This is a genomic window from Priestia sp. GS2, assembly GCF_036409025.1.
GTDB classification, from domain to species: Bacteria; Bacillota; Bacilli; order Bacillales; family Bacillaceae_H; genus Priestia; species Priestia aryabhattai_A.
This window is the reverse complement of sequence record NZ_JAZGJX010000001.1, coordinates 1,666,573-1,684,289: the sequence shown is the minus strand read 5'-3', so window position 1 is coordinate 1,684,289 and position 17,717 is coordinate 1,666,573. Positions and strand designations below refer to the sequence as shown.

Genomic DNA, 17,717 nt, shown 5'->3' with positions numbered 1-17,717 from the left:
TATATCCGGTTAAGTAGAAAGGCGGAATAATATGAATATTAAATTCACTATTTATATCTCAAATATAAAGCATGGTTCTTTTCATTTATTAACAAACGATTCTATTAATGAATTAGATTCTATTTTTGTAACTTCAGAGAAAATGCGATATATACCAATTACTGATTCAGAGGCTATTAAAGCAGCTGTTAAAACAGCTGAGGAACAAGAAGGTCCTGCTTTATATATTCCGGGGTATGTACAACTAACTATCGATAATAATGAAATTTTTACTGAAGATGATTGGACCACTGATATACTTATGACTTGGAAAGGTCTCTCTTTACTTTTAGATCGTGAATATTTTGATAGTTTTAGCAAAAAAGATGAGATAAATATTACATTACTTGATAATCAAACAGAATGCATGATTACTAACTTAGGTAAGGATATTCAATTAAAAATAGCTAGATTTTTAATGCCTGAAATTGAAGATACAACGATTGATATTAATACAATAGAAAATACAATTTTTGAATCACCATTGATTCCTAAAGAAGTATTTCTTAATGCAATTAAAGAAGAATTAGAGAATGTTTTTATATTTTTACAAAGTAATGAACTTTTTAAAGAAGATAGCTCTTACGAAACTATTTTAGAAATATATGATGATATATCTAAAAAATAAGTTGTTAATTAGACAGAATTAAGATTCAGTTTATTTTTGACAACTATTTAATTACCATAAAACGTGTTATCGGAAATAATCTTGTAGTAAGAGAAGCTTATTTCATAAGGTCAATCCCAAAAGTTGAACATAACTTCCCCAACCGTTTTTGGTTTCCAATAAAAGATTTGCTCTAACTCACTGCTGTTCAACTTATTTTTATTTTCTAGGCTTACTTCTCCTTTGCTTTTTCTTATATCTAAAGGTTCATTAAGTTCTTCTTTACTTAAAACTTTATAGAATGGCATAAAATCCTTTGATAAGACAAGATCATCAATAAAATTAATATGTTGAAATTCAAAAGTAGAAGCAAAAGCTAAAAAAGGATAATGTGCATTGAGTAACACATAGATCTCTCGGTTAAAAATATCTACTTTTAACTTTAAAAAATTAGTTGCTAAATTTGCTTCATCAGTCTTTAATATTTTTCCATGATTTTTTCTAACCAAATTGAAGCATATATTTTTAAAATGGTTCTCATCTATGTCATTCGGTTTATTATCTATTGAACTATAAAAACCCGTTACTCCATTAGGAAGATTCATTAAGTGAATAACTCCTTTCAAAATGCTTAGATACATATATTTTATATGTATAAAGGGTTCAATTCTAGTTAACATAATCCAGATTATCAGTAGTAATAAGCTGGATTGTTAGTTCTACAAGATTATGTAAATTTAAACCCAATTCCACCATCTACAATAATGTTTTGACCCGTAACAAAAGATGCATCATCAGAAAGTAACCATTTCACTGCTTTTGCTGCTTCGTATGGATCACCAATTCTCCCTAAGGCATTTAAGCTTTTATATGATTCATCTAGTTTTACCTTTTCTTTTGGAGACAAAGTTGAAAATTTTTCTTCTAGCATAGATGTACGAAATGCACCTGGACAAAGAGAATTAATTCTTATATTTTGATGGCCATATTCTTGAGCAACTGATTTCGTTAATGCAATAACACCACTTTTTCCAGCAGCATAAACGCCAGTTCCTGCCGAACATAAGAGAGCATCCATTGAGGATGTATTCACGATGGCACCATTATTTTGCTTTGTCATTACTTGTAGCTGATACTTCATACAAAGCCATACACTCTTTAAGGTAACATTAATTAAATGATCAAAGTCTTCTTCCTTAAACTGATGGGTAGCAGCAGATGAAGCCTCTGTATTAGCTGCATTATTAAAGCCAATATCTATCTTACCAAATGTAGAATATGTTTGACTAACAAGATTCTTGACATCCTCACTAATCGTAACATCAGTTTTAATAAAAATAGAATTAGGTGACCACTTTTTTATTATAGAAAGGGCTTCTTCTCCTCTTTCAGCACTTCGAGAGGCTAGGACGACACGCATGCCCTCTTTTGCTAATAATTCGGCTGTAGCTAAACCGATCCCCGAAGTCCCCCCTGTAATGATCCCTACCTTTTCTTCAAACATATATTTCTCCCCTTTTGCATTCAATGAGATCCAAATAGATTAATTCTATTAAATTTTTGAATACCCTTTAGTGAAATACTACTTTAAGGGGTAGCGTCACATCGCCATCAACCTAATGAAAGCGAACTACAACCTAAAAAGTCGATTCTTGCTAAGGAATCGACTTTTTAATTTCACTTATTAAGCTAAACTCCATAGTTAGTTCACCAAGAATTTTCTCTTACATCCACTCTCTTCCGTGTTCGCGAATGAACCGAAGTTCCTCTTGATAATGCTCATAATGTCCTTCGTCAATCATTTTTTGAAAAGCCATATCGCCTTCTTTGGCTTTCCTTTGCATGGTTTTACATAATGCTTCTACTCGTAGCAATACCATATCTAAAAATCCTTTTTCTATACCCTCTATACCATAGGAATCAAAAAACAATCTAACCCTTTGTTTGATTCGCTCAGCATCCTTTGATGAATCGTAATAAATGGCTTCGCCTGCTTCCGTATGATACAACCTACTTAAAGGAACGCACGTGTAAAGCGTATAGGCGATATCCCAAAGTCTTGGACCAGGACCAGCCAAATCAAAGTCAATCACACCTACTGGTTTTTCATGGTTAAAAATAATGTTATAGATGGCAAAATCGTTATGGCATATTACCTCGAATGGCTGCGGAGTGTTATCAATGGGTTGCCAACGTTCTTCCATTGGAAAGTCACTCACCGCATCATGATACAGACGGACCATGGTTGCGATCTCTTTTAAAGCCTCATCCGACCACATATATTTTTTTAACGGGTAGTTTCCAGCTTCTCCTTCAATAAATGACAAGATCTCTCTGCCTTTTTCATCAATACCTAGAAACTTTGGCGTATAACGGAAATCTTTTTTCTCCAAATGTTTTAATAATTTATGAATTTTAACACTATCAGGCTTTAAGTCCCGGCGTACGGTATCTCCTGAACGATATACGTTTGAGACATTCCCTCCTGTTAGCATTTCTTCGTTTTCGTACTGATTCTTCATTAAAATTCCCCCTACTTAGGGACGCTATAATTGTGTCAATAGAGATGTATTTTTGCCCATAAATAAAAACAGATATACAAAGGTATCTGTTTGGCAATGGGAATGTAATTGTCCACACCATGAGTCCCTTGAATGATTTTTAGATAGACAAATAAACGCATCCTTAAGAATTAAGGACCGCAGCTGTCTCTATCCAATTACATAATCATTACAAGTTAATCCACATAGGTAGTATAGATTCCCCTTTCTTTACATCTCTACATTATATAGTACCAAAGATCATGAACTAAATAAAGGAAATTCCTCGTAGTTTTTTAATTATTCTTTCAATAAAATACTCGAAAAGGATGACGTTTTTTTATTGATTTCTTGCTTTCTGAAGAATTACACCTATTCTCACGAGAATTACAACGGTTTCTATCTCCAGTAGTGCTACACGACATTGAAACAAGTTGGCTTTGTGCAGCGATCTAGTAAGTACCAAGCCAACGAACTTATTGCCCTTTGTGTATGAAGTATGTTGTATAATGAGTTATTTTTATCTTGTACTGGCCCCGCCTACGCCACATACAATGACAGCCACGCGTGCTATCCAACCTAATTTCATTATAAATGAAAGCGATTACAAATAAAAGTATTTTATTTAAATATTCTGTCTATTAATTTTATTATATCTAACCTTTCTATTAGGAATAACAACAAACATGATGAGCACACTACGCAAGACACCGTGAGGCACCACACCAAATTGTCTATTTTAAACAGGGGAACCCCACTGTGCAGGAGCAGTAAGATTTTTCTCCTTTAGGCTGTATATAACATTTAGTTTTTGTCAACATAATTAAAATTCTAGGAATAAAATAATTGCTAGGGAGGATATTTTACATGCGAAAGAATGGCTAAACGAAAAAGGATTGCCATTCGCACTTCTTTTGGCTTTGATGAACATCGCCAGCCACTTGTATTACCTAACAATCTTCAAGCGCATGCTGCAATCTATTTTGATGCTCCAGATGGTAACTCAATTGAACTAATAACTCCAATTCGACTAGATACAGAAGAAGATTTTGAAGTGATGACATTTGAAGAGTAGTTGAAACGTCAGTAAAAGGTAATACCCTAATCTTTCTCTGCTAAGGAGAAAGATTAGGGTATTATATTCCAGAAAATGTATTACCGTATAACATCTGCATTTTGTCGTCAGGATCCCCTAATAATATAAGCCTTATCTCAAAATTGAGCCTCATTATGGAAGAAGTAAAAATTACTATTAATCATTTCATAATGGTTTAGCGTGTAACATGCAATATATTACTTTTTATTCAAACGATAGATTAGTTGCACAACGCCAGAGGAGAACATTCTTGTATCAACCATTTTTAAATTAAGTCGCTGATTTATGTCGATAAACATTGGTTTTCCTTCTCCCAAAATAAGAGGATGAACGGATAATCTGAATTCATCAATAAGCTCTAAATTAATAAAAGTTGTTATAAGGTTTGCTCCGCCATATAGCCAAATGTCTTTACCAGGCTTATTCTTTAATTTATTTACTTCTTCTAAAATATTATCATTTATAAATACTGCTTTATTTTCTGTCCCTTTTAGCGTTTTGGAAAATACATACTTTTCTTTACTATGAATGATATTCCACATTTCCTTGTCACTATCAGATCCCCCTGTTTTCGGAGTATATTCCCCCCACTCCACGTAACTTTTTCTACCATATAAAATAGTATCAATTTGGTTTAAGAAATTAATAAAATCCATCTCAGAATCCATGATACACCAATCAACTTCCCCATTCTTCCCCTCAATAAATCCATCTAAAGTTACTGCTAAATCTAAAATTATCTTTCTTTGTGCTGTGTTTTGGGACATAATTTTTCCTCTCTTTTATCTAATGAATATACGATATGTGTAGTAATGTAACCAAATATTACAGTAATTATTAACAGACACAAAATAGGAGAAAAAGTAATAGTAAATATTATCATCATAAAATTAGACTTTTATGTCCATTAATTATTGCATAAGTAATTTTTATTCCTACACAGACACCTAGTATAATACTTAATTACGACATATATTGTCATGATTAAGTATCTTTTACATAATTAATGTAATCACTAAATATGAAATACTGTCATAGCAGTGATTTAAAATTAGCTAGTAATAATAGACAATTGCTTCAAGACAAAACATCCTGGATGGAGTATAGAAACGATGATGATAGAAAAAAGCTTCTTAGGGAAAGAAAAAAATAGATTGCTGTATTCTTTCGTTATTTCAACTAAATTATGAAAAATAGCGCTGTACAGTAACCACTTACTTACAGTTAATAAAATAATAGAGGGCTGATAATTTTTCACCTGCTTTAAACCAAGCAAACGTCTTGCAGATTGGTGTTTCAGGAAGATGAAGTTCTAGCTGAACTAACAGATCTTTGGACCAAGCTTCTGTAGAAAGAACCAGTATGATTACTATTTATAAAGGAAAAAAATTATCCCCATTTCCCTTCAGCAATCTTCTCAACCTGTCCTCCTACATACACATCAATTCCATCACTTGTTTGCGAAGCATTTAAATGAAGAAGTGATGGTCTACCAATCTCGTAACCCTGTTCGACTTTTACTGATATTGAATGTTTATTAAAATAATTATGATGAACAAGATAAGAAGCTAAACAGCCGTTAGAACTTCCTGTAGCGGCATCTTCAGGAATTCCATAGTAATGGGCAAAATCTCGCGCATTAATATCATGCATAGAGTCATAGGTTTCCTTTGAGAATACGAACAGCGTCTTCCCTTCTGTTGTTTGAATAAGCTGATTATATTTTAACAGGTTGACCTTTGCTTTTCTCACTGCTTCTAACGAAACGAGTGGAACGATAATGGCAGGAAGTCCTGTTGATACGTCCTGAACTGGAAAACGATGATCAATTTCCTCGACTGCTAAGCCGAGTACATCTGCAGCGACCTTCGAATCTAATACCTTCCCAAAAGTAGGTTGGTTTTGCTTCATCCAGAATAGCTTTCCTTTTGCGTTATATGTAACAGGAATGGTTCCCGCTTTAAAGTGAAGCAAGATATCTTTTTCTTCACCATTTAAATAATCTTGCTGAATAACAAATGCCGTACCTAACGTTGGATGGCCTGCAAAAGGAACTTCTTCATTAGGTGTGAAAATACGGACAGGATACCCTTTTTCAGTAGGCTCATTTGATAGAATAAACGTTGTTTCAGAGAAATTAATTTCCTTGGCAATTTTTTGCATCTCTTCTGTTGATAAATGTCCTGCTTCTTTAAAAACAGCTAGCTGGTTTCCCGTATACTTTCCTTGTGAAAATACGTCTACAATTGAAAATTTCATTATTCTACCTCCCATCTACTTGCTGAGAATAATGATAAGTCATACGGTGTTTTACCTGTAGTCAAAAGATCACTTATTACTTCACCAACAGCGCTGCTGAATTTAAATCCGTGCCCTGAAAAACCTGCTGCGAACACAACGTTTTTATACAATGGGTGCGTATCAATAATAAAGTTTTCATCTGGTGTCATCGTGTACATACACGTTTTGCCGAACTTCAGCTTTCCTACTTGCGGCATATAGCTACGAAATAAGTTTTCCAGTTCTGCACGATCTCCATCGTTAAAAGGCGCCACCTCTTCATTTGGATTTTGGGCTTGCTGAATGCCATCATGACGGCCTAGTTTCAAACCAGCTCCGTCAATGCTTGGAAACCCATAGTACATCCCACTTTTTGTATCAAATGAAAACGCAGGGAATTTCCCTTCTCCGTAAAATTTTTCACCTGCTTCAAACCACGCAAAGGTCTTGCGGATAGGTGTTGCAGGAAGATTGAGTCCTAGCTTAGCTAACAGCTCTTTGGACCAGGCTCCGGCAGAAAGAACCAAACGTTTACCTTCATATACGTTGTCACCTGTATGCACCTTTACGCTATCTTCTGCTACTTTGATATCTTTCACAGGATGATTCGTTAACAGCTCAGCTCCGTATTTTAACGCAAACTCTTTGTAAGTGCGAATAGCATCTTCACATTTTAAAACGCCTGAGGTTGGTTCAAAACAGCCAATGAACGAATCCGGAACAGTGATTCCAGGAAATCTCGTATGTATTTCAACTGCGTTTAACACTTCAAGTGGTAGGTTATACGTTTTTGCACTTGCAATGACTGTTTGAATAAACGATGAGGTCTCTTCTCCTACGCTCAGTACTCCCGTTTTTAAAAAGAACGATTGTCCGCTTTCTTTTTCTAGCTCTTCCCACAGCTCTTTTGCTCGGAGTGCAAGCGGTACGTACTCTTCTCCTTCTCCGTATGCATAGCGAATAATGCGCGTCTCGCCGTGATGGCTTCCGCTCGTATGGGGTGGATCAAAGGCATCAATAAGTAAAACTCTTTGCCCTTTTTTTGCTAAAAAATAACCGGCTGCCATTCCCATCGAGCCGGCTCCAACTACAATTACGTCGTATTTCATAATAGCCTCCAATTTACTTAGTGAATATTTTTACTATTTTAACATATTTGAAGGTTATTACGTATAATAAAACTGCTTGCCATGAAACAAGGCAAGCAGCGAAAAGTTACGCACTTAATTTTGAACAGAGGGTATCTTTGAAAATACAAACCTATCCAACAAATATACCGCAATGATTGAAATTCCAACAAGTGGCATGACGATCCCGAGTCCAAGCATGATAAAGAAAACAACTCTTGTCACTTTGGAGTCCTTTGATTTAGGTGGTGCTCCGGAACTTTCTTGAGGTTTTCGCTTACGCCACATAACATACGAACTAACAATTAAACCAATTAATCCAAGACACGTAATGAGGCCAAGAATTTGATTTGCTACGCCAAATAGCCTTCCTTCATGAAGCGCAACTCCCATTGTAATTCCTTTTCCCATAATACCGTAATCATCAAAGCGAACATCGCTTAAAATAGCACCTGAATATTGATCAACGTGAAGAGTTGCATTATCGCCGGGCTTAGTATGAGATGTTGAAATGGTATAAACACCTTTTTCACCTTGAGGCATTGAAATTGTATATGGCTTTTGAATTTTTTCAGCTTGTGCTATATCAGTCACTTTCTCAAGAGAAAGCGGCACGTAGCCAGTAACAGATGAATTGGGAACTGGAATGTTTTCTGCAGCCCACGGTATATCCTCTGCTACGTCTTTTGTTTTAACAATTGATTCAGGCTTTTCACCAAAGCTATGTGCAAATGGTGGGTAGCCCGTGTTTGAATACGTAGCAAGTCGATTAATTTGCTCTCCCATCACTCCTGACCAAGGAAGTCCTGTTAGAATTAAAATTAACATAAATAAGGATAGCCAAAATGCAGGAACAGCGTGCATATCTCGCCAAAATATTCTTCCTTTTCGGTTAAACCTTGGCAAAACTGTTCCCCATATCGACGCTTTATTTCGTGGCCACCATATGTACAGACCCGTAATTAATAGAATAACAGCCCAGCAGGCAGCTAGCTCTACAAGTCGATTGGCAAGCGTTCCGCCAATGAGCAATTCACTATGAATCTTTTTGAAAATAGTCGTGAATTTCTCGTCATCTGAGAGAGTTCCAGCTACTTCTCCAGTGTACGGATTTATAAATGCTGAAGACATCTCTCCATTTGTCATAATCCCAATCTCAGCTGTACGAAGTGGATCATCATAATATTTTATTGAAGTAATAGCTGCTTCTGGATACGCTTTTTGGACCTCATCTATCTGTTTTGTTGAAGATAGTATATCTCCTTTTTCTTCTACGTAATACAGGTCGTGATAAAGAACTGACTCAATTTGTGGCTTAAATAAATACACCGCACCGCTAAACGCTAATATGATTAAAAATGGTGCAAAAATAAGTCCTGCATAAAAATGCCACCTCCACACTGTTTGATAAATAGCGGCTGAGGTTTTCTTTTTGTGTACCTCTCTTTGTCTTTTTGGTTTTGGTGTTAATTTAACTGCTTCCACCCAATGCTCCCCCTAGTATCAGATCTATACAAATTAAGTAATGAACGCAATAAGTTAACGCTTACAATATTGATATCATTACTTATTCACCTTTAGTTATACTAAATAAATGTGTGGAAAAAATGAAACCTAAAAAAATTGTTGCTTTATTTCGAAAATATACGAAAAACGAATTGACAGACGTTATAGAGATTTATAAAATAAAAGAGAACATACATATCGGGGCGTTAGTTCAGCGGGAGAATACTTCGCTGGCAGCGAAGGGGTCAGGGGTTCGAATCCCCTACGCTCCATAAGAAAAGAGAGGTCTTTCTATAGAAAGACCTCTCTTTTCTTATCATTTTTTTCTTAATTGAAATAGATTAGATTGATGAATTGAAAGCAAAATAAGCACTCAGACTCGAATTTAGTCTAGTTCTCTCACTTCAAAAGGAAGCAATTCTCTTTCAAGCTGAGCTCGATGAGTTTCATACTGCTTAGGCAGCATCAATTTTTCTCCCATTGTTTCGTGTGACTCATCATGTGCAAAGCCTGGTGGATCTGTTGCAATTTCAAATAGAATTTCGCCATGTTCTTTAAAGTAAATAGCATTAAAATAGTTTCGATCTCGAACAGCTGTGACTCCATATCCATTACTAGCTACGTGTTTTTGCCACTCTAACTGGTCCTCATCGTTTTCAGCACGCCATGCAATATGGTGAACGGTTCCAACGCCCATTTGTCCACGACCGATTGGCGTTAGCTTTAAATCAATGATATTTCCGATATCAGCAGATGATTGAAAACGAATGAAATCTCCTTCCTCACCTACTTTTTCAAGACCCATAACATCTTCTAATAACTTGGCTGTTTCTTCAGGACGAGCAGATAATAATGTTGCTCCCCCAAAGCCTTTAATCGCTACTTCAGGTGTAACCTCACCGAATTGCCACGTGTTTTTTTCACCAGCTTCTCTTTCAACAATTTCTAAATGTAAACCATGAGGATCGTCAAATTCTAAATATTGTTCTCCGAATCGTTCCATCTTTGTTATCGGAATATTAAATTTTGATAATCTCTGTTCCCAAAAATCCATGGCGCCCTTTGGCACTACGTATGAAGTTACACCTACTTGACCATCACCTATTACTCCTTGGCGTGCTCCTGCCCACGGGAAAAAGGTAATAATGGTTCCTGGCTTTCCAGCTTCATCACCAAAGTAAAGATGATACGTACCTGGATCATCAAAATTGACTGTTTGTTTGACTAAGCGTAAACCTAGTACACCAGCATAAAAATCAACATTTTCCTGTGGATGACCTACAATCGCTGTAATATGATGGATTCCTGTAGTTTTTTTTGTCATTCTTCATCTCTCCCTTACCATATTTTAATAATTATTTTAATTGTCCTTCATAAAGCAATGGAATATTCAATCTAACCAAAATTACCTAGGTACGCTATATAAAAGATATCCCTTTAACAAACTCAAATGATTAAACTGATAATATCTCGAATTCGAGATATTATCCAAAAATTCATATGTTTAACTTCTAGAGTAACAAAGTATACGTATCTAACTACTTTTAATAAATTATTCTTTACTTGACCATGTTTCCTTTTAGAAAATAAGGGCGTCGATTGCGTAGTATCCTGGACCGATTATAGCAATACTAATAGCAACAACTAATAATGTAAGGTTATATTCATAACCATTTTGTGTTGACCAGTAGCCGTTTGGACCATGTACCTTAATAATAGCTATTAACATTGTTCCCGCAATCATAAGAGCCGCAAGAGGTGTAAGAAAGCCTACAGCAAATAAAGCACCACCTACAAGTTCTGATAACCCAGCTATTAAGGCCATTCTAACACCTGGTTTCATTCCAATGGACTCAAACCACCCTCCTGTTCCTTTTAATCCATGACCACCAAACCATCCGAATAATTTCTGAGCTCCATGGGCCATAAATGACAATCCAATTACTAAACGAATTAATAATAAACCAATACTAATCATTTTTAATTCCTCCTATTTTTTTATAATTTTTATTAACTTTGATGATTATAGTTAGCAATACTGTATTTCCCCAAAATCCTAATGAGAGATTTCTTCTTCATCACTAAAAGCTATAATTAAATCTTCAATAACTTTTTGATTTTAAATTTAGAAGCTTTCTGAAGGGTTAAAAACGGTTTCTGCTAAACTTTTATTCAATATCATCACTTTCTACTTCTAATTTTAATTAAATTTATCTTTAATTAAAATATCTTTAATTCGAGATAATTATAAAACGAACGTCATTTCATTGTCAATATAAATTTTTATTTATGATGAGAATACCTTAATGAAGCTATGATTCCCCGCTTTTTATTGCTTATATTTCCTTTTATGCTCCCTGTATATTGCCAAAAAACGGACGTTACGAAATTCTTGAAGTATGTAGAATAGAACAGCTTTCCTTAATTAAAGGTAATATTGATCGTAAGTTATAGATAGACACCCTAAAACTATTTCGTTTAAATGTCGCTGCTCATAAAGCTAAAGAAATAAACGTTTTAGTTGGTTATTTCGTGACTTAAAACTTTGTTAGCCATTAACGATAAACTGAAAGGTTTAAAACGTTTTTTCATGGAATTAATACTACACCTTGAGACATAATGTCTTTAATGAAAATAGTTGAGCGTAGCAGTACGGCAACGTTACGTAGATACTTGCAATTTAGCGTAGAAGATATTAGCTTGCAACATAGCCGTTTTAGCCCTTCAAATAAGTTGTAATTACTCAACAAATAACAGGGCAGTTTTATGCTCCCGTTTTACATTCATATTCTATAGGAGATAACACGGTAAAAGGCTCACAGTTTAGACAAAAAAAGAGCCGTAACTTCTTGTATAAGCTACGGCGTTAAAACAGTTTGAAAGGTACCCAATGCATAAACACAATAATAGTTTAGCCACCGTTAAAATTAAACCATAACGTAATAAGAAGGCGAATTTCACAACTCCTTTTATAATTTTAAAGTAGCTGAAGGCTATGGCTTGTTATAAGCAATTTTGGGTCAGTAATATTACACATAGCACATTTAGATTGATAGTTATATAGAAATACTTTAGGTAGCTTATATTGACCTTGGTGTGCTTTAATTGTGCGGAATACGTCTTTTCCCTCACTTTCCGTTAAAGTAAAGTTAAATGAAGGCACTTTTTCTTCACTTAGTGCTAAATGATGCTCTTCAATATTTACTTTTATTAAGCTCTCTTTAGTCTTTTTTAACGTTAAGTTCGGGTATTTCACCTTACTATCCCCGTCAAATCCGTAAAATTTAATTACCACCTATACTTACCAACCATCTAATATCCGCTCTATATTACGGTTGCTTGTTCCTTTCCTCAAAAACTCGTATAAAACTTGAGCCTTTACGTCTAAATGAAAAATAAAAAGACTAATTGATTCTTCGCAATTTGACTGCGATTCATCAGTGTCCAGAGCTGTGACACTTTTCCTTTCATTACAATTCACAACTCTCTTTCAGCATGATCTTTTCAAAACGTAAAAATTCATACTCTTCATCTGATTCTGGCTCTTTCCCTTCGACATTTGGTCCTGGATTATTATGGTTATAAAACTCCACAATTTTAAAGCCACATTTATTGACGTAAAAATGAATATTACGCTTTTCAAAATACGGTGTGTGTAGTTCCCACACTTTCGTTTCTGGGAATGCTGCTTCGATTGCCTGCCACGCCTTTGTACCAAGACCTTTACCGTGTGCAGAAGCTAATGTATAGAGGAAATCCACTTCATTTCGCTGCGTTTCCTCATTAATTTTTAAAACAACTCCGCCGATTCTTTCACCGTTGTGTATCAGTTGACGCACGACCGAATCTTTGGCAGTAAGCGAATGCTCGAAGTCCTCATCGGCTGGGATTGGTCCCATTTCTGTTGGATTTTCCGCTTCTTGAAAACTATCTTGTAACCCTTTCATAAACGCTTCTTGTAATTCTTTTTTAAATGTTGCTAGCTCGTCCTGGGATACAGGTACTAACGTAATGTGTTCGTGTGTTGTCATTTATAAAAAACCCTTTCTATCTTTAATTAAAAAATTCAACCGACTGTTAAGAAGAGTAAACTCTATAGGAAATCACTTGTCCCTGTATACAGCGTGTATGTTTTTAAAGGCAAGTGCAAAATGCCACAAAAATATCCCATAAGGTGTCGCATACCAGGTAAAAAGTAGTTCGCAATGATGGCTAGGTCTCCGTATTTTTTAACCCAGTTCTCTGCCTTACCACTCAATATACCTGATAATCTAAACTATTTCCCAAACCAACCTAGTAATGGACGACCGACTCTTTCTCTAGCTCGTAACTCACCAACATGTCGATGAGTAAGCCACTAAAAACCGCCAGAAGGGACAAACTATAATGTAATATGCCGATTTTCATCAAATATCCAACTAGTAATATCAACTCTTCATTGGGAATCGGTATACCAAATAATCCAAGAGCAAGCACAATAAAGATTGCAACGTACCCCTAATTTTCAACTAGCTGATCAATGAAAGCCATGAACTTTTTCCTCAACTCCCTTTATTTTCTTAAAGTGAAGGAATTTAATATGTCTCACCATTAAATACATCAAAAGCTCAACCAAACCTAATCAAAAGAATAGCTGTTCCTGCTTTTTGTTTGAAAACGGCATAGCACAAGCGAGCTTACAAGGCGTAAGCATCGTTGGTAATAGATGAAGTGGTACTATTCTACTCCTCTCATCATTCAAGTCATAATAAATGAACAAGTGGTATCCTTTTACCGTGACTTCTTGCCTAATTTATTGGTACATGTTATCTTCACAATGAACAGTGTAAAGTATGGAGTTGCTCTAGAGTAAAGGGAGTAGTGAAAAGATATGAAAAATAACGTAGAAAAAACATTTTCCACAGGTGAATTTGCCAAATTACTTGAAATTAATAAAGATACGTTGCTCTATTACGATAAAATAGATTTATTTAAGCCTGCGGGCACCCATCCAAATGGCTATCGCTACTACACGTTTGAGCAGTTCGATCAATTTGTTGCCATTCAATCGCTTCGTACAGTTAAGTTGCCCATTAAGGAACTAAAGACGTATTTCGAGGCCCCTAATATACAGGCATTACAGCACTTAGCGATTGAACAACGCGACAGAGTAGCTGTTGAAATTCAAAAGCTACAAGATATTCAATTTTTCCTTGAGCGTGTCGTTACACTAACCAAAGAGATGGAAGACGTTTGTTTTGGGAAAGTAATCATTAAAAAGTTGCAAGAGGAACCCGTTGTATACAGTGAAGAAAAAATTGACTGGTCTGTATCCATGGAGGCGTTATACGATTCTTGCACTCATTTCCTAAAAACGCTTGGTGTAAAAAGTACCGCGGCACACGGAGTTGTTTATTCAAAAGAGGCATTTCTAAAGGGCGATGTAGAAGGATTAAACTACTTATTTTGTCGCTTAGATAATGCTTCAGCTAGGAAGAAGCCCGCAGGACATTACGCCATCATTTATCATCAAGGGTCATATGATGAGATCTATAAAGCGTACTCTGCTTTACTTAAACATTTAGAAAACGAGTGTTTCGAGCTAGATGGTGATATTTATGAGGAATATTTACTCCACTCAATGGTAGCAAAAGAGGAAAAAGATTATATTACAAAAATTAGTGTGAAAGTAAAATCGTTTGAGGTGAATTAGCAACCTCTTTAAAGCATGTCATACGTTACGTCTATCTTGTAGATAGGCGTTTTTAGTGTTTCAAAACCTCGCCCAAAATTATTTCTAAAATAACCCTTTACTCTAGAGTTACTCCATACTTTATACTCACGATTAGTCGTTTTCACAACGACGAATACTTTACCGGAGGTACAAAAATGACACAACTGTTTACTCCCTTACCCGAAAAAAACCGAACAATTGCTATTGACGTTCTACGAGGATTTGCATTAATTGGGATTTTGCTAGTAAATATGCCTACATTTCATAGCCCGTTTCTTTACTTAGACTCATCTACATATTGGCCGAGTATGATGGATCAATTTTTCTCTGGAATCGTTGACTTGTTTGCGCAATCAAACTTTTATCCACTGTTTGCCTTTTTATTTGGCTACGGAGCGATGATTATTGCAGAACGATCACAAATGAAAGGCATCTATTTCCCAACTTTTTTTGCACGTCGATTGACGATTTTACTCGTCATCGGCTGTATACACGCCTTTCTTATTTGGAATGGTGATATTTTAATTACGTATGCTATTACAGGTTTTTTCTTTATTTTGGTTTATCAATTTAGTGGAAAAATGTTGTTACGTATTGGGATCGCGATTTACTGTATTCCTGTTTTACTTACAACCTTTTCACCAATGCAATCTCAAGAGCATTTCGGCGAAAATTCGAAAGCCATCCAGACATCGATTCAAACCTATAAAAATGGAAGTATTTTAGAAATTCTAAAACAGCGTGCCACAGACTGGATATATATGAACGTCGAAATGAGTGCTGTTATACTTGGAATTGGTGTAATAGGGTTAATGCTACTAGGTGCTGCATTTGCAAAACAAAGGTGGCTTATTGATGTAGACAAGCACAAACGCTTATTGATTGGTTTATTAATAACTGGACTTCTTTTGGGGTTTGGCGCGAGAATAGCTTCTTCTTTTTATATCGATAACCTATTCCTTATAAACATACAAGAGCAATTTAGTGGTGCATTCATCGCATTATTTTACATGATGGTAATCGTATTGTCGGCACAAACGCAAGTTGGACAAAAGCTATTAAAACCTTTGGCTAATGTGGGACGTCTATCGATGAGTAATTATTTACTTCAGTCTATTGCCATGACGTTCATTTTTTATAGCTACGGATTGGGGCTATACGGTAGTATTTCTTATACAGTTGGCTTTGTCTTAGTATTTGGGTTCTTCATCATTCAAATACTTGTAAGTAAATGGTGGGTTACACGCTTTCAATACGGACCTGTTGAATACATTTGGCGTTGGGCAACATATGGGCAAAAGCCAATGTTCAAAAAAAAGCCCCATTAACTTCATAATTGTTTAATATTTTAATATCACGATTGAAGGTAAAAGACGATCCTCCACAATCAAACGCTTTAGTTGAAGAAGGTAATAAAATTGGACCACACATATTAGACATGTGTGGTCCATTAAGTGTCAACTGTTTCACTACATATAACCTATTATGACGATGAAAATGATAATCTCATTGAAGCCATTGGATATAAAATGAACAAGGGGTGTGGACATTTTTTGAAGTATTGTTCTGAGGATGATGTTAGAATGTTTGATGCCTTCAGCATGAAAAACTCTGATTACCCTTTACTTTTTACAGTCAAATTAAGAACTGAAGCTGAGGAAAAATGTAATGAATTCGTTGAGATTGTCATTCTGAAACGTAAGAAGGATTAAACTGATTCATCTTAAACAGGGCGTTAGCTAATTAAAGAATGAAGAAAACTCAATTTATTAGGGTCTCCTTAATTCTTATCTAATAATCAATAGTAAAGACTAACAGAGCTAATATCAAAAACAACTCTTCTAAACCATCATCTAATCGAACTGCTCTTAATTTACCGTCTTCTACAACTTCAGTTAAATCAACATTTCCGAACGCTATTTACGTATTTAACAAAACATATATAGCTGGCAGCGTAGAAATCAGTGGTTCATCCCTCCTACTATCCACCATAAAAAAAGAGAAGCCTTCTATAAAAAAGACTTCTCCTTTTTGTTTTTTAGCATTATTTTTATACTACTTATTAGTACCCACTGTTTTACTCAGCTACTAAAGAAACTACCACTCTTCCGTTTTCTTTTATAGTGGTGGTGACCATAACTGTCGTGACGATCATGACTTCTTCTATAGTCGTCACTACTACTGTAGCTCTTAAAAGATTTCGACTTTCTTCTCTTATAATCACTGCTGCTGTAATGCTTATTATTCGTTAATGAATTAAACAGCTTCTTAAACATAAATAGTCACTCCTCATACTCATTTTTAATCGATAAAAATAAAAAAACGCTTTTATCTCTTTAGTAGATAAAAGCGTTTAATTTATAAAGACACACTTTACCTAACTAAAAGCGTAGGCAAAGGTCTTGCTAACAATTAAGATTGCCAACAAAGCCGGAAACTCACTGTTTCGTAATGACGACTGTGTTGTACAGCTACTCCCCTTTGGAGTATTAAGTTTCTTCAATAGTAACGTAGAACATTTGTGGAAGTCAATTAATAACTAATAAGTTTATTGTTCTCTAAATGTTAGTATAACAGGAGGATATTTTGTATTTGGAATGCTGAATGTGCTTTTTTGTTGGAGCAAATGAAATTTCTATTTCTTCAATTCCTAAGAGCCTAGTGAAGAGTTTCTTTCTGGTGGTATACTAAGTGAGTTTTTGCACCGGAAATATAAAACCAATTAAATCGTTTTGCCTTGTCTTTTTTTCTATCGAAATCATTAATCTACTGCTTAATAGATTATTAGAAATTATGACATCTTTGTTAA

Annotated in this window: 18 protein-coding genes, 1 tRNA gene and 1 pseudogene; 7 read left to right on the top strand and 13 right to left on the bottom strand. The window is 35.2% G+C overall.

The window, feature by feature from the left end:
• Nucleotides 1–31 precede the first annotated feature (31 nt).
• On the top strand, nt 32–667 hold the full coding sequence (locus V2145_RS08850; RefSeq protein ID WP_330987577.1) for a hypothetical protein: 636 nt from the start codon (nt 32–34) through the stop codon (nt 665–667).
• A gap of 110 nt (nt 668–777) precedes the next feature.
• Here V2145_RS08850 and V2145_RS08845 read toward each other — a convergent pair whose 3' ends face one another.
• From V2145_RS08845 to V2145_RS08835, 3 genes are all read right to left on the bottom strand, one after another.
• Nucleotides 778–1,251, bottom strand: coding sequence for a hypothetical protein (locus V2145_RS08845; RefSeq protein WP_094912960.1), 474 nt, complete (start codon nt 1,249–1,251; stop codon nt 778–780).
• 122 nt (nt 1,252–1,373) lie between these two features.
• Complete coding sequence (locus V2145_RS08840) at nt 1,374–2,150, bottom strand: SDR family NAD(P)-dependent oxidoreductase (RefSeq protein ID WP_094912959.1); 777 nt, start codon at nt 2,148–2,150, stop codon at nt 1,374–1,376.
• Between the two features lie 220 nt (nt 2,151–2,370).
• Entirely contained in the window at nt 2,371–3,168 is a 798-nt protein-coding gene (locus V2145_RS08835; protein ID WP_311858081.1) for a phosphotransferase, read from the bottom strand.
• Nucleotides 3,169–3,528: 360 nt separating this feature from the next.
• Here V2145_RS08835 and V2145_RS08830 point away from each other — a divergent pair.
• Both V2145_RS08830 and V2145_RS08825 read left to right on the top strand, forming a co-directional pair.
• Nucleotides 3,529–3,679 (top strand): annotated as a pseudogene (locus V2145_RS08830) (IS4 family transposase); the annotation flags it as partial.
• Nucleotides 3,680–4,063: 384 nt separating this feature from the next.
• Nucleotides 4,064–4,261, top strand: coding sequence for a hypothetical protein (locus V2145_RS08825; RefSeq protein ID WP_131887663.1), 198 nt, complete (start codon nt 4,064–4,066; stop codon nt 4,259–4,261).
• A 218-nt stretch (nt 4,262–4,479) separates the two neighbouring features.
• Here the strand turns inward: V2145_RS08825 and V2145_RS08820 are convergent, their stop codons facing one another.
• From V2145_RS08820 to V2145_RS08805, 4 genes are all read right to left on the bottom strand, one after another.
• Nucleotides 4,480–5,049 carry a dihydrofolate reductase family protein gene (locus tag V2145_RS08820; protein ID WP_311858078.1) on the bottom strand — a complete coding sequence of 190 codons (570 nt, stop codon included), beginning with the start codon at nt 5,047–5,049 and terminating at the stop codon, nt 4,480–4,482.
• Nucleotides 5,050–5,671: 622 nt separating this feature from the next.
• A complete protein-coding gene (locus V2145_RS08815) occupies nt 5,672–6,541 on the bottom strand; it encodes a PhzF family phenazine biosynthesis protein (protein ID WP_311858076.1) in 870 nt (289 codons plus the stop codon).
• Nucleotides 6,541–7,683, bottom strand: coding sequence for an N-methyl-L-tryptophan oxidase (gene solA, locus V2145_RS08810; protein WP_330987576.1), 1,143 nt, complete (start codon nt 7,681–7,683; stop codon nt 6,541–6,543). Before solA ends, V2145_RS08815 begins: the two co-directional genes overlap by 1 nt.
• 102 nt (nt 7,684–7,785) lie before the next feature.
• Nucleotides 7,786–9,174 (bottom strand): PepSY-associated TM helix domain-containing protein, encoded by a 1,389-nt coding sequence (locus V2145_RS08805; protein WP_119543743.1) that lies wholly within the window; start codon nt 9,172–9,174, stop codon nt 7,786–7,788.
• A 221-nt stretch (nt 9,175–9,395) separates the two neighbouring features.
• Between V2145_RS08805 and V2145_RS08800 the strand changes: the two genes are divergently transcribed.
• Nucleotides 9,396–9,467 (top strand) — tRNA-Ala (locus V2145_RS08800).
• Between the two features lie 113 nt (nt 9,468–9,580).
• On the opposite strand, the gene V2145_RS08795 is transcribed toward V2145_RS08800, so the two are convergent.
• The 5 genes from V2145_RS08795 to V2145_RS21450 form a co-directional block, all read right to left on the bottom strand.
• Complete coding sequence (locus V2145_RS08795; protein ID WP_330987575.1) at nt 9,581–10,519, bottom strand: ring-cleaving dioxygenase; 939 nt, start codon at nt 10,517–10,519, stop codon at nt 9,581–9,583.
• 255 nt (nt 10,520–10,774) lie between these two features.
• Entirely contained in the window at nt 10,775–11,173 is a 399-nt protein-coding gene (locus tag V2145_RS08790) for a DoxX family protein (RefSeq protein WP_094912951.1), read from the bottom strand.
• A 999-nt stretch (nt 11,174–12,172) separates the two neighbouring features.
• The gene (locus tag V2145_RS08785; RefSeq protein ID WP_330987574.1) at nt 12,173–12,451 is read right to left on the bottom strand and encodes a hypothetical protein; all 279 of its coding nucleotides are present in this window, start codon (nt 12,449–12,451) and stop codon (nt 12,173–12,175) included.
• A gap of 214 nt (nt 12,452–12,665) precedes the next feature.
• On the bottom strand, nt 12,666–13,226 hold the full coding sequence (locus V2145_RS08780) for a GNAT family N-acetyltransferase (protein WP_330987573.1): 561 nt from the start codon (nt 13,224–13,226) through the stop codon (nt 12,666–12,668).
• A 62-nt stretch (nt 13,227–13,288) separates the two neighbouring features.
• Nucleotides 13,289–13,453, bottom strand: a complete 165-nt coding sequence (locus V2145_RS21450) for a DedA family protein (RefSeq protein WP_430487462.1) — start codon at nt 13,451–13,453, stop codon at nt 13,289–13,291.
• Between the two features lie 612 nt (nt 13,454–14,065).
• Here V2145_RS21450 and V2145_RS08775 point away from each other — a divergent pair.
• The 3 genes from V2145_RS08775 to V2145_RS08765 all read left to right on the top strand — a co-directional run bounded on the left by V2145_RS08775 (nt 14,066) and on the right by V2145_RS08765 (nt 16,620).
• Nucleotides 14,066–14,887 carry a MerR family transcriptional regulator gene (locus V2145_RS08775; RefSeq protein WP_330987572.1) on the top strand — a complete coding sequence of 274 codons (822 nt, stop codon included), beginning with the start codon at nt 14,066–14,068 and terminating at the stop codon, nt 14,885–14,887.
• A gap of 176 nt (nt 14,888–15,063) precedes the next feature.
• Nucleotides 15,064–16,236: a DUF418 domain-containing protein gene (locus tag V2145_RS08770; protein WP_330987571.1), complete on the top strand. Its 1,173-nt coding sequence runs from the start codon at nt 15,064–15,066 to the stop codon at nt 16,234–16,236.
• 126 nt (nt 16,237–16,362) lie between these two features.
• Nucleotides 16,363–16,620, top strand: a complete 258-nt coding sequence (locus tag V2145_RS08765; RefSeq protein ID WP_330987570.1) for a hypothetical protein — start codon at nt 16,363–16,365, stop codon at nt 16,618–16,620.
• Between the two features lie 369 nt (nt 16,621–16,989).
• Here the strand turns inward: V2145_RS08765 and V2145_RS08760 are convergent, their stop codons facing one another.
• Nucleotides 16,990–17,184, bottom strand: coding sequence for a hypothetical protein (locus V2145_RS08760; protein WP_330987569.1), 195 nt, complete (start codon nt 17,182–17,184; stop codon nt 16,990–16,992).
• Between the last annotated feature and the right edge of the window lie 533 nt (nt 17,185–17,717).